At 72.8% G+C, this 12,323-nt stretch carries 13 protein-coding genes; 6 read left to right on the top strand and 7 right to left on the bottom strand.

Annotated features, from left to right (window positions below):
• Positions 1-309: 309 nt before the first annotated feature.
• A complete protein-coding gene (locus tag M1P99_RS22745) occupies positions 310-1,020 on the bottom strand; it encodes a GntR family transcriptional regulator (RefSeq protein WP_304454607.1) in 711 nt (236 codons plus the stop codon).
• A 135-nt stretch (positions 1,021-1,155) separates the two neighbouring features.
• On the opposite strand from M1P99_RS22745, the gene M1P99_RS22740 reads away from it, so the two are divergent.
• From M1P99_RS22740 to M1P99_RS22715, 6 genes are all read left to right on the top strand, one after another.
• Positions 1,156-1,587, top strand: coding sequence for a VOC family protein (locus M1P99_RS22740; RefSeq protein WP_304454606.1), 432 nt, complete (start codon positions 1,156-1,158; stop codon positions 1,585-1,587).
• Between the two features lie 201 nt (positions 1,588-1,788).
• Positions 1,789-2,025 carry a hypothetical protein gene (locus tag M1P99_RS22735; RefSeq protein ID WP_304454605.1) on the top strand — a complete coding sequence of 79 codons (237 nt, stop codon included), beginning with the start codon at positions 1,789-1,791 and terminating at the stop codon, positions 2,023-2,025.
• Positions 2,022-3,203, top strand: coding sequence for a tetratricopeptide repeat protein (locus tag M1P99_RS22730; RefSeq protein WP_304454604.1), 1,182 nt, complete (start codon positions 2,022-2,024; stop codon positions 3,201-3,203). Before M1P99_RS22735 ends, M1P99_RS22730 begins: the two co-directional genes overlap by 4 nt.
• Positions 3,204-3,403: 200 nt before the next feature.
• Positions 3,404-4,075 (top strand): TIGR03085 family metal-binding protein, encoded by a 672-nt coding sequence (locus M1P99_RS22725; protein WP_304454603.1) that lies wholly within the window; start codon positions 3,404-3,406, stop codon positions 4,073-4,075.
• A gap of 199 nt (positions 4,076-4,274) precedes the next feature.
• Positions 4,275-4,958, top strand: coding sequence for a pyridoxamine 5'-phosphate oxidase family protein (locus M1P99_RS22720; protein WP_304454602.1), 684 nt, complete (start codon positions 4,275-4,277; stop codon positions 4,956-4,958).
• Positions 4,959-5,055: 97 nt separating this feature from the next.
• Entirely contained in the window at positions 5,056-5,751 is a 696-nt protein-coding gene (locus tag M1P99_RS22715; RefSeq protein WP_304454601.1) for a TetR/AcrR family transcriptional regulator, read from the top strand.
• Positions 5,752-5,792: 41 nt separating this feature from the next.
• Here M1P99_RS22715 and M1P99_RS22710 read toward each other — a convergent pair whose 3' ends face one another.
• From M1P99_RS22710 to M1P99_RS22685, 6 genes are all read right to left on the bottom strand, one after another.
• Positions 5,793-6,662, bottom strand: a complete 870-nt coding sequence (locus M1P99_RS22710) for a carbohydrate ABC transporter permease (RefSeq protein ID WP_304454600.1) — start codon at positions 6,660-6,662, stop codon at positions 5,793-5,795.
• On the bottom strand, positions 6,659-7,648 hold the full coding sequence (locus M1P99_RS22705) for a carbohydrate ABC transporter permease (RefSeq protein WP_304454599.1): 990 nt from the start codon (positions 7,646-7,648) through the stop codon (positions 6,659-6,661). The genes M1P99_RS22710 and M1P99_RS22705 overlap by 4 nt, the downstream gene beginning before the upstream one ends.
• Entirely contained in the window at positions 7,645-8,910 is a 1,266-nt protein-coding gene (locus tag M1P99_RS22700; RefSeq protein ID WP_304454598.1) for an ABC transporter substrate-binding protein, read from the bottom strand. The genes M1P99_RS22705 and M1P99_RS22700 overlap by 4 nt, the downstream gene beginning before the upstream one ends.
• A 371-nt stretch (positions 8,911-9,281) precedes the next feature.
• Positions 9,282-10,301, bottom strand: a complete 1,020-nt coding sequence (locus tag M1P99_RS22695) for an ABC transporter substrate-binding protein (RefSeq protein WP_304454597.1) — start codon at positions 10,299-10,301, stop codon at positions 9,282-9,284.
• Entirely contained in the window at positions 10,298-11,080 is a 783-nt protein-coding gene (locus tag M1P99_RS22690) for an ABC transporter ATP-binding protein (protein WP_304454596.1), read from the bottom strand. Before M1P99_RS22690 ends, M1P99_RS22695 begins: the two co-directional genes overlap by 4 nt.
• A gap of 3 nt (positions 11,081-11,083) precedes the next feature.
• A complete protein-coding gene (locus M1P99_RS22685; protein WP_304454595.1) occupies positions 11,084-12,190 on the bottom strand; it encodes an iron ABC transporter permease in 1,107 nt (368 codons plus the stop codon).
• Between the last annotated feature and the right edge of the window lie 133 nt (positions 12,191-12,323).

Raw genomic sequence — 12,323 nt, 5'->3', positions numbered from 1 at the left:
TCGCGGGTGCGTTCCTCCGACGGCCGCGCCGATGCCCCGGTAGCGGCCGCCGCACGCGGCCACGATAACGCGTTCGCCTCCGTGCCGTGGGTTCCGGACGGCGGCGATTCAGCGCGCGGCGGACACGAACGGCTCGACGACGCAGCGGGCCGGGGCGAGGCGTCCTGCGGGGGTCGGGCGGGCGTTGGCGTGGGTCGTGTGCGGCATCGAGGACCTTCTGGTGAGCTGGTGTAGACGTGGTAATCGACACCGATAACGAAGGCCCTCTTCGCTTGTGTCAGCCGGGGCGGGTGCTACCAGCCTCCATGGTCAGCGCACCGAGGACCCGTCCGCCCCGGACCCCGCCCGCTGTGGCGGGGGCGGGACGTCGGTGAGCACCTCGAAGGCCGTGCGGCGGTGGGCTGCGAAGAGCTCCAGCGCGCGGTCGGCGTCGCGGGAGCGCAGGGCGGCGGCGAGGTCCCGGTGCTCGCCGGGGACGTGGGCGAGGTAGTTCCGGGACTCGCGGCCGACGCGGGTCAGCAGGAACAGGTGGACCTGCGAGCGGATGGACCGCCAGGCCTCCTCCAGCCGTCCGTGCCCGGCGGCCGCGTAGACGGCGTCGTGGAAGTCGATGTCGCAGCGCACCAGGGCGTGCGCGTCCTCGGCGCGTTCCATGCGCTCGGCGGCCTTCCCCACCGCGGCGATGTCCGCGTCGGAGGCGTGGGCGACCACCTGCTGGACGGCGAGCCGTTCGAGCGCGTCGCGCAGGCTGTCGAGTTCGGCGATGTCACGCGGGGTCAGGGTCGTGACCGTGGCGCCGCGGTGCCAGGCGCTGCGGACCAGGCCCTCGCGTTCCAGCCGCAGCAGCGCCTCGCGTACGGGGCCGCGGCTGACCTCCAGTGCGCGGGAGAGCTCGACCTCGCGCAGCTGCGCGCCCGGGGCGTAGGCCCCGCTGAAGACGGCCTCGCGGATGCGGTCCGCCACCTCGTCGGCCAGTCCCCTGCGCCGGGCCGGGGCCACCCTGCCCAGTTCCTCGGTCACGCTCGGCTCTCTTCTCTCCCTCGTCGATCGGTCCAGGCCACCCTACTGTTCCGGCGAGGGTCGCAATGTTAACATTCGGACAATCGCAGCCCGGGGGTCGCCGGGCGCCCCTCGCAGGAAGGCAGCCACCGCACCATGACCGTTCTCGACTCGCCCATCCCGCGGTTCCACCTGGCCGTGCCCGTCGACGACCTGGCCGCCGCGCGCCGCTTCTACGGGGAGGTCCTCGGCCTGGAGCAGGGCCGCAGCTCCGACACCTGGGTGGACTGGAACCTGCACGGCCACCAGTTCGTCACCCATCTGGCCCCTGCCGCGCAGGAGAAGATCCACAACCCGGTCGACGGCCACGACGTGCCCGTGCCGCACTTCGGTCTGGTCCTGTCGGTTCCGGACTTCCACGCGCTCGCCGACCGCCTGCGCGCCGCCGGGACCGCCTTCGTCATCGAGCCCTACGTCCGCTTCGAGGGACAGCCCGGCGAGCAGTGGACGATGTTCCTGCTCGACCCGGCGGGCAACGCGCTCGAGTTCAAGGCGTTCGCCGACGACTCCCAGGTCTTCGCCGTCTGACCCCCGGCCGCCCCGCCCCCGGGCCGTCCTCCCGGGAGCGGGGCCGAACACGGCCCGCCGCGAAGGCCCCGGCGGCCGGATCGACGTCCGCGCACAGGTGTCGGGCGCCACGCCCAGGGGCCGCGCCTCGGCCGGGCACGCCGGTGCCGACCTGACCAGGACGCCTGGCGGTACGGGCGTTCCCGCGCGACAATGTGCGCCATGACAACCGCACAGTGGACCCGGATCGGGCTCGTGGCCGCCGCCGTCCTCGGCGCGCTGGCCGGGATGGCGTGGATCGTCGGCGGGCCCTCGGGACGGCCCGTCGCCTGGGTCGGCGGCGGCGCTGCCGTGCTCGTCCTCACCGTCACCGCGGCCGTCCGGGTACGCCGCCCCACGACGGCGGAGACCACGACGCCGACGACGCCCTGTCCGCGCTCGCGAGGCTGCACCTGGTGACCCGCTCGGGGGCGGGGGAGAACGCCGTCGTCGGGCTCCACCGGCTGGTGCAGCGGTCCACCCGGGAGCAGAGCACCACGCGCCCCGACCGCGACACCGCCCGCACCGCGGCCGACGCCCTCGTACGGGTGTGGCCCACACACGTCCACGCCAGCGCCCTCGGCCAGCGGCTGCGGGCCAACGCCACGGCCCTGCTCGAACACGCCGAGCAGTGGCTGTGGGAGGACGGCCTGCACCCTGTCCTGACGCAGCTCGGACAGAGCCTGGGCCGTGCGGACGCGCTCCCCCAAGCCGTCGACCACTGGGTGTCGGCCCTGGCCGCGTCCGAGGCACGGCTCGGGCGCGACCACCGCGACACCCTGTTCGCCCGCCACCAGCTGATCCTGTGGCGCGGCATGGCGGGTGAGGCGACCTACGCCGCGGAGGCGTTCGGGTCGCTCGTCGAGGAGATGACGCGGATCCTGGGTGCGCACGACGCGCAGACCATGTCCACCCGTGTACAGGGCGCACGGTGGCTGGGCAGGGCCGGTGGTGTGCAGGACGCGCGGCAGATGATGACGGACCTCCTGCCCGGCCTCACACGTTTGTTGGGCCCCGACCACCCCGACACGCTGACCACACGAGGCCATCTGGCCTCCCTGCGCGGCAGGGCGGGCGACCCCCGGGCGGCGGTCGACACCTACTCGGCGCTGGTGAAGGACGAGCTCGAATTCTTCGGCGACGACGACCCGAGAGTCCTGCTCACCCGGAGCATGCTTGCCCGGTGGCGCGGGCGCGCGGGCGACACCGCGGTGGCCATCGACGACTTCGAGGCGCTCCTGCCCGACCAGATCCGCGTGCTCGGCCCCGAACACCCGGACAGCCTCAGCACACGCGGACAGATCGCCGCCTGGCGGGGTGTGACCGGTGACCACCTCCGTGCCCTCCGGGAACTCGAAGGACTCCTGACGGACCAGATCACGTTTCTGGGGCGGGAGCACCCCCACGTCCTGACCACGCGGCACAGCATGGCGCGCTTCCACGGCGAAGCGGGAGATCCAAGACTCGCGGCCGAACTCCTCGAAGCGCTCATGCCGGACCAATTGCGCGTCCTCGGGCCCGACCACCCCAAGACCCACGAGGTCCAGGCCGACCTGGAGCACTGGCGGGCGAAGGCGCGCGAGGAACCCGGCGCGTAGCGAGGTCCATCGCAACCGGTGCGGCGGCGGGTTCGCCACCGGGAACGGACGCCATCGAGACCCCCGAGTCCGCCACACGGTGTCCTCCCGAGCGCACCCGGGAGGACACCGATAGCGTGGTGGGCGACCTGCCCACCACGGCGGCCGCCGGTCGAGCCGCCGCCGGTACCGTGCGCCGACGACCCCGACAGGCGGAGACCATGAGCCACCACGCTCGCAACGAACGGCACCGTCTGGCCGACCTGCTGGCGGCCGCGGGCCCGGGTGCCCCCACGCTCTGCGGGGGGTGGACGACCACCGAACTCGCCGCCCACCTGGTCCTGCGGGAGCACCGGATGGACGCGGCGGCCGGCATCAGGATCCCCTTCCTGGCCGACTGGACCGCCAAGGTGCAGGAGCGCTACGCACGCCGCCCCTACCCCCGGCTGCTGTCGACGTTCCGCGACGGACCGCCGCTGCTGTCGCCGTTCGCCCTGCCGGGCGTGGACGAGGGCGCCAACACGGTGGAGTACTACGTGCACGCCGAGGACGTGCGCCGTGCGGCGCCGGGCTGGACGACCGATCCCGGCGACGCGGCCGACGCGGCCGAGGACGTCGATCCGGGCCTCACCGAGGCGCTGTGGCGCAAGCTCTCGCCCCTGGCCCGGCTGGAGACCGGCCCCAAGGCCCCGGTCGGCCTGGTGCTGCGCCGCCCGGACGGCCGCACCGTCCGGGCACGCAAGGGCGAGCCGTCGGTCACCGTGACCGGGGAACCCGGCGAGTTGGTCCTCTTCGCCTTCGGCCGGGGTGCCCGCGCACGGGTCAGGGCCGAGGGCTCCCCGGAAGCGGTCGCCCGCCTGGCCGAGGCCCTCCCCCTGCCGTCGAAGCGGTGACGGTGCCGACGGCGGTCTTTCCCCCATGGGCCTGAGGTCCCCGCCCCGCGGCACCGAAGGTCCTTCCCTCCGGGCCCCGGCTGAACGACGATGGGAGTCGAGGGCCGCCGAGGGGTGAGCCGCGGTGATCGGCGCTGAGCCGTCGTGCGTCTTCGTGCCGCGGCCCCGTTCGCCGGCCACCGACCCACACGGGGGAGCCATGGACAACGATGAGAAGGCGGAGCGGGCCAGGGGCGATCTCGGGCGCCGGGTCGCGCAGCGGCGCTCGGAGCTCGGGCTCACCCAGGAGGAGGTCGCCGAACGCGCGGGCATGGCGCCCGGCTTCGTGGCCTACCTGGAGACACACCCGCCCCTCCTGACCAAACGGGCCCTGTACCGCCTGGCCGGCGCACTGCACACCTCGACGGACCACCTGCTGGGCGCGGACACCGACGTTCCGCCGGGGGTCGCCTCGACAGCCGTCCCGCGGCCCCGGCTGAGCGCCCTGTCCCGGCGCGCGTGCCTGGACCTGATCGAGCCCGGCGGCGTGGGCCGGATCGCCTTCGTCTCCCGTTCGCGGTCGGGACCGGCCGTCCTACCGGTCAACTACGCCGTGACCGACGGCGACATCGTCTTCCGGACGGCCGCGGACGCGGAGGTGGTGCGCCAGCTCCCCGGCTCCGTCGGATTCGAGGTCGACCGGTTCGACGGGACCATGAGCGAGGGGTGGAGCGTGCTGGCCACCGGTCCGGCTCGGATCGTGCACGACCCGGACGAGGACGCCTCGCTTCGGGCCCTGGCCCCGGTGCGGCCGTGGGCGGGCACCGAGCGCGAGACCTACGTCCGGATGACCCCCGACCAGGTGACCGGACGCAGGGTCACGGCGGGGCCTACGCGTGTGTGAGCTCGGGCGCGGTGCCACCACCGGCGCCGCGACCGGGCGGGCCGGGGCGGCACCGAGCGGGCGATAACCGATACCATCATTCTGTTACCATTGATACATGCCAGCCCGAACCGACCACCGCGACAAGGTCGTCGCCGCCGCCGCGGAACTCCTGCGCTCCCAGGGGCGCTCCGCCGTCACCACGCGCGCCGTCAGTACCGCGGCCGGGGTCCAGCCCCCGACCATCTACCGCCTGTTCGGTGACATGACGGGCCTGCTCGACGCGGTCGCCGCGGACGGGTTCGCGCGCTACATCGAGCGCAAGAAGGCCCAGGAGCCCTCCGAGGACCCCGTGGACGACCTGCGCCAGGGCTGGGACCTGCACGTGGAGTTCGGCTTGGCCAACCCCGCCCACTACCTGCTCATGTACGGTGAGCCCGCACAGGGCGAGCCCAACGCGGCCGGTGCGCGGGCGCAGGGCATCCTGCTCTCGATCGTGGAGCGGGCCGCGCGGGCCGGCCGCCTCGTCATCGGGGTCGAGCAGGCCGCGGACATGTTCCACGCCGCCGGGATGGGCGTCACCCTCAGCCTCATCGGGACCGCGCCGGAGCAGCGGGACCTGTCGCTGTCGGTCCGGACCCGGGAGGCGGTCATCGCGGCGGCCACCGGCGACGCTCCGGCCGGCGGGAGCGAGCCCGCGCGGTGCGCGGTCGCCCTGCGCTCGGCACTGGACGAGTCCGGCGCCGAGTTCAGCCGCGGCGAGCGCCTGCTGTTCGAGGAGCTCCTCACCCGCGTGGCCGGTTCCGGGGCCTGACCGTCACGGCGGGCGGGGCGCCGCCCGCCGTGGCCGCCCGCTCAGCCCTTGAGCGCGCCCGCCATCAGGCCGCGCATGAAGTAGCGGCCCAGCACCAGGTAGATGACCAGGGTCGGCAGGGAGGCCAGCACGGCGGCCGCCATCTGCTGGTTGTAGGGCACGACCATCGACCCGGCCACGTTGTTCAGCTGGACCGTCACCGGCCAGCTCTGCGGACCGGTGAGGAAGACGGCGAACAGGAAGTCGTTCCACGCCGACGTGAACTGCCAGATCAGCGTCACCGCGAACGCCGGCGCCGAGACCGGCAGGACCACGTGGGCGTAGGTGCGCAGCAGGCCCGCGCCGTCCACCCGTGCCGCCTCGATGAGCGTGTGCGGGATGCTCGCGTAGTAGTTGCGGAAGATGAGCGTACAGATCGGGATGCCGTACACCGTGTGCGCCAGGATCAGCGGGAAGAGCCCGCCCATCAGCCCGGAGCTCACCATGATCTGCTGGAGCGGGATCATCACCGCCTGGTAGGGGATGAACATCCCGAACAGGAAGAGGGTGAAGACGGTGTCCGCGCCGGGAAAGCGCCAGCGGGCCATCACGTACCCGTTCAGGGACCCCAGGACGGCCGAGACCACGGCGGCGGGCACGACCATGCGCACGCTGTTCCACAGGCCGGGGGCCAGCGCCGTCCACGCCGTCGACCACCCCTCCATGCTCCATTCCCGCGGCAGCAGCCAGGCGCGGGCGGCCGTGGCCTCCGCGAAGGGCTTGAACCCGGTGGCCACCAGCACGTACATCGGCATCAGGAAGAACGCCGCCAGCACGATGAGCACCGCGAACTTCACGGCCTGGCCGCGCCGGGTGGTGCCGGCCGTTCCGCCGCCCGGGGCGACCACCCGCTCGGGTGCCCTCTGGCTCATCGCCCCTCGCTCCGTTCCTCGCGCATCGTCCACACCAGGTAGGGGATGACGAAGACCGCCACCGCCACGAGCAGGTACGAGGCGATCGTGGCGCCCTTGGCCGGGTCGCGGACCTCGAACACGGTCGACCACATGTACACGGCGGGCACGTCGGCGACGATCTGCTGGCCCGCGATCGCGATGATCAGGTCGAACACCTTCAGCGACATGTGCCCGATGATGATGACGGCGCTCAGTGTGACCGGCCGCAACCGCGGCATGACCACGTGCCAGTACACGCCCCACTCCGAACAGCCGTCCACCCGGGCCGCCTCGCGCAGCTCCGCAGGAACACCGCGGAACCCGGCCAGGAACAGGGCCATGACATAGCCCGACAGCTGCCAGATCGCGGGCAGCGCCATCGCCGCCATGCCCAGGTCGGGCGCGGTCCACCAGGTGTTGACCAGGAAGTCCAGGTTGACGTGGACGAACAGGGCGTTGAGCCCGGTGGCGCGCTCGGCCGGCGCCGGGTTCATCAGCCAGCGCCAGACCACGCCGGTGGCGATGAAGGACACCGCCATCGGCGCCAGGAACAGTGTGCGGAAGACCGGCTCGCCCCGGATCCCCTTGTCCAGGAGCAGCCCCAGCAGCCAGCCCAGCAGCAGGGCGCCGCCGACGAACACGACCGTGAACACGATCGCGTTGTTGACGGCGGCGGGCCAGCGGGCCTCCTGCCACAGGGCGACGAAGTTGTCCAGGCCGACGAAGGAGCCTTCGTCGGTGGGCCGGTGCTGGTCGCTGAGCGCCAGCCGGGTGTTCCAGCCGATCATCCCGTAGACGAAGATCCCGATGAGGAGGATCGACGGGGAGACCAGCAGCAGGGAGGGCCCCCAGGAGCGGACCCGCGTCCGCAGGCGCCTCCCGCGGGACCCGTGGCGGGCACGGGTCGGCCGCCGGGGCCCGGTGCCGCCCTCGGCGGCACCGGGCCGGGTCGCCGGTCCGCTCATTCGGTCTGGGCGGCTTGGTGCAGGGCCTCGTTCAGCGCCTCCAGGTCCTCGTTCTGGAGGTACAGGCCCACGGCCGTGTCGATGTCGTTCTTCCACCGGTTGCCCACGGTCACGCCGTGCCAGAACGAACCCGCCAGCTGGGGATCGGACTGCCATTCGGCCAGGGCCGACTCCAGGTAGGGGTTGTCGGCGTAGTGGGCGGGCTCGGCGTCCTCACGGGCCGGGATGGAGCCCTTCAGCGGGTTGAAGGTGTCCTGGCCCTCCTGGCTGGCCACCAGCTCCAACCAGGTCAGGGCGTGTTCCTCGTGGGGCGCCCCCACCGGGAGGGTGAAGCTGTCCGAGAGCCACATGTAGGTGCCCTCGGTCCCCGGGGAGGCCGCCCACGCGTAGTCCTCGTCCGGGATGGCACCGAGCTCGTCGAAGTAGCCGGCGGCCCAGTCACCCATGATGTTGAAGGCGGCTTCCCCGTCGGAGACGCGCCGCGCGGCCTCCTGCCAGTCCTCGGCGGCCGACTCCTCCTGGGTGTGGGCCATGACCTCCTCGAAGGTCTCGAGCGCCTCGGCCATCTCCGGGGTGTCCCAGTCGGCGCCCGGCTCCCAGAGGGCGTTGTAGGCCTCGGTGCCCAGCGAGCCCAGGAGCACCGACTCCAGCAGGTGGTCGACGGTCCACTGCGCGCCGACGGCCATCGGTATGGCGTCGGTCTCGGCCTCCACCGCCTCCATCGCCTCGATCAGCTCGTCCAGGGTCTCGGGCGGACCGTCGACCCCGGCCTCCTCCAGTACCGAGGGGCTGTACCAGAGGACGTTGGAGCGGTGGATGTTCACGGGCACGGAGTAGACGCTGCCCTCGTAGGAGATCTGCTCGACCAACTCGTCGGGGAGGGCCTCGTGCAGTCCCTGCTCGTCGAAGAAGTCGTCGAGGGGCTGCAGGTACCCGGCCTCGATGTAGTCCTGCAGCTCGGCGCCGGCGTGTCCCTGGAAGGAGTCGGGGGGATCCTGGCTCTGCAGGCGGCCCTCCAGGACCGCCTGGGCGTTGGTACCCGATCCGCCCGCCACCGCGGCGTTGACGAACTCGACGTCGGGGTTCTCGTTCTCGAACCGTTCGATGAGGGCGTTCAACCCGGCTTCCTCACCGCCGCCGGTCCACCAGGAGAAGACCTCGACCTGGTCCTCTCCTCCGTCCTGGCCTCCGCCACCGCAGGCCGACACCGCCAGGGCCAGCCCCAGCGCCCCCGCTGCGACCGACCACCATCGTGAGCGCATGAGAGCTCCTCCCCGGGTGGCCGACCCGTGCGTCGACTCGCCCCACCCAACGTGTCCCACATCACAACATCGCCGACTCTGACATCATTGGTATGCACAGACGCGAACGTCAACAGTGCGGGCGATCACGACGCCGAGACGTGATCTGTTGCCCGGCCGCCGGGCCGGGAAGCCTTGTGCTGTCGAGTGATCGCGCTCTCGGCGCGAGGGCGCCCAGGGGGCGCGAAGGGGCCCGGAGCACGGGGCGCGGCGGCTCCCGGCACGCGCCGGTACGGGGGCGGGGTGCCCCGCTCCCATCCGGGGGCCGGGAGCGGGGCGGGAAGGTGGGGCCGGGCGATCGCGGAGCCCGGCCCCACCGGTTCGTGGGCGCCTCAGGCGGCGCCCTCGGTGTCGGGCGCGTGTTCGCGCAGGTACGCGCCGAAGGATTCCAGCCCGTCGACGACGCGCGGACCGCTGATGCCCTCGTTGTAGTCCAGGACGAAGAAGCTGTCGGAGCGCACCGCCGGGAGTTCGGAGGTGTGCGGCGAGGTCTTCAGGAACTCGATCTTGTCCTCGGCGGGCTGGTCGCCGTAGTCGAGGATGATGATGACCTCCGGCGCCCCCTCGACGACCGCCTCCCAGCTGACCTGCGTCCAGCGCTCGTCCAGGTCGCCGACGATGTTCTCGCCCCCGGCGAAGCGGATGATGTCGTTGGGCGGGACCTGCGCGGCCGCCGTGAAGGGCTGGTCGGTGCCCGAGTCGTAGAGGAACACCGGGACCGGGTCGCCCTCCGGGGCGTCGGCCCGCACCGCGGCCACGCGCTCGCGGTACTCCGCCACGGTGGCGTCGGCGCGGTCCCTCACCCCGAAGATGTCGCCGAGCCGCTCCAGGTCGGCGTAGAGGCCCTCGAAGGGCTCCACCCGCTCGGGGAAGCCGGGGTAGTCGTAGCAGGACTCGGTGTGCATGAAGCTCTGCACGCCCAGGTCGTCGAGGATCTCCGGCGTGATGCCGCGCTCGTCGCTGAACCCCGAGTTCCACCCCGCCACCACGAAGTCGGCGCCGGCGTCGACCACGACCTCCTTGTTGAGCAGGTCGTCGCTGAGGAACTCCACCCGTGCGTACTCGTCCGCCCACGGGGACTCCGTGACCGGCGGGTTGGCGGGCGGCATCACGTACCCGTGCACGTGGTCGGTCAGGCCGAGCGCGAACATCTTGTCGGCGCTGCCGCCCTCGTAGACCACGGCGTTGTGCGGCCTGGTGTAGTCCACCTCCTCACCGCAGCGGTTCACCGTGACGGTGTCGGCCCGTGCGCCCTCCTCGATCTGGGCGCCGCAGCCGCTCAGCGCCACGGCCAGGATCAGGGGCAGGGCCACGGGAGCGGCCCCGGGCGGGGCCGTGCGGATCGCTGTCATCGGACTCCTTCGGCTCCCTCGTCGAGTGAGTAGAGCAGTTGGGGGTTGCCGGTGAGGGGGTGCTCCACCACGGTCACCTCGAGGCCGAACACGTCCCGGACGCGTTCGCGGGTCAGCACGTCGGCGGGGGCGCCCGAGGCGACCAGCCGCCCCTGGGAGAGCACTCCGACGGTGTCGCAGGCGGCCGCCAGGTTGAGGTCGTGCAGCACCACCAGCACGGTGTGGGCGCGGGCCCGCAGCAGGGACAGCAGGCGGACCTGGTGGCGCAGGTCGAGGTGGTTGGTGGGCTCGTCCAGGACCAGGACCCGGGGCTCCTGGACCAGGGCGCGGGCGATGAGCACCCGCTGGAGCTCGCCGCCGGACAGGCCGAGCACCCCGCGGTCGGCGAGGTGGAGCACGTCGAGGTCGGCCATGACCGCCTCGCACAGGGTGCGCTCCCGTTCGCTCAGGGGCTGGTTGCCTCGCAGGTGCGGTGTCCGGCCCAGGGCGACGACCTCGGCCACCGTGAAGTCCAGTTCGGTCCCGCCCTGCTGGGTGAGCGCGGCCACCTGCCGGGCGGCGCGGCGCAGCCCCAGGGCGGACAGGTCGGTGCCGTCGACCAGCACACGGCCGGCGGAGGGCTTGAGGGCGCCGTAGACGCAGCGCAGCACGGTGGACTTGCCCGAGCCGTTGGGGCCCACGAGGGCGACCATCCGACCGCGTTCGACGTCCAGGGACAGCTCGCGCACCAGGGCGGCGCCGTCGAGGGTGACGGAGAGGTCGTCGACGCACAGCTCCACGGTTCACCGCCCCCCGAACACGTAGCCGCGGCGGCGCATCAGCGTGAGGAACACCGGCACCCCCACCAGCGCTGTGAGCACGCCGAGCGGCAGTTCGCGGGGCGCGGCCACCACGCGGGAGGCGAGGTCCACCCAGACCATGAAGACGGCGCCGACCAGCGGCGCCACCACCAGGACGCGGCGGTGGGCGGCGCCGACGACGATGCGCACCACGTGGGGCACGACCAGGCCCACGAAGCCGATGACACCGCTGACCGCGACCATGGCGCCGGTCATGGCGGCGGTGAGCAGGAACATGACCGCGCGCAGCCGGCCGGTGTCCACACCCAGGCTGGCCGCGGTCTCGTCGCCCAGCGCCGCCACGTCCAGGGAGCGGCTGGAGCGGTGCACCACCACCGCGCCGACCACCACCAGTGCGGCCACCAGCGGCAGGGATCCCCAGTTCGCGGCGCCGAAGCCGCCCATGGTCCAGAACAGCACGGTGCTGGTGGCCTCGTTGCTGGGAGTGAAGTAGACGATGACGCTCATCAGCGCCTGGAAGCCGAAGGACAGCGCGACCCCGGTCAGGACCAGGCGCAGCGGTGTGACCCCCGCGCTGGAGTGGGCGAGACCGTAGACGACCGCGGTCGCCACCGCGGCTCCGGCGAAGGCCCCGGCAGAGACCGCGTACACGCCCAGGGACGACAGGACGCCGAACACGCCCACGGCGACGGCCCCGACCGAGGCGCCGGAGGAGATGCCCAGGACGAACGGGTCGGCGATGGGGTTGCGCACCATGGCCTGTACGGCCACGCCGACGACGCTGAGCCCGGCGCCGACGGTGGCGGCCAGCAGCACGCGCGGGGTCCGGATCTGCCAGACGATCTGGTAGCGGGAGATCTCGTCGGCTCCGATGGTGCCGCCGGTCAGTGCGGCCCAGAGGTAGCGGGCGGTCTCGGCGGGCGGGATCACCGCGGCACCGAGGCCGACCGCGAGCACGACCGAGACGGCGAGGAGCGGGACGAGGACCACGGCCAGGACCGGGGCGAGGCCGCGCGGACCGCTCGCGGGCGCGACCGGTGGGGGCGCGGTGGCGGTCACGGGGGGAGCCGTGGTGCCGGACGGTCGCACGCGACCCCCTTCCCGGGGAAATGACAACGGTTTTCGTTCCTGAAGAACTTCTACCACATTCCGCCCGCTCCTGCTCCTGGCAGGGAGCATCCGCCGACCGCCAGCTCGGATCCGGACGCGGAGCCCGCGTGAG

Source organism: Nocardiopsis sp. YSL2, from assembly GCF_030555055.1.
GTDB lineage: Bacteria > Actinomycetota > Actinomycetes > Streptosporangiales > Streptosporangiaceae > Nocardiopsis.
Note: the sequence above shows the minus strand (reverse complement) of the source record. Positions and strands in the feature narration are given on the sequence as shown.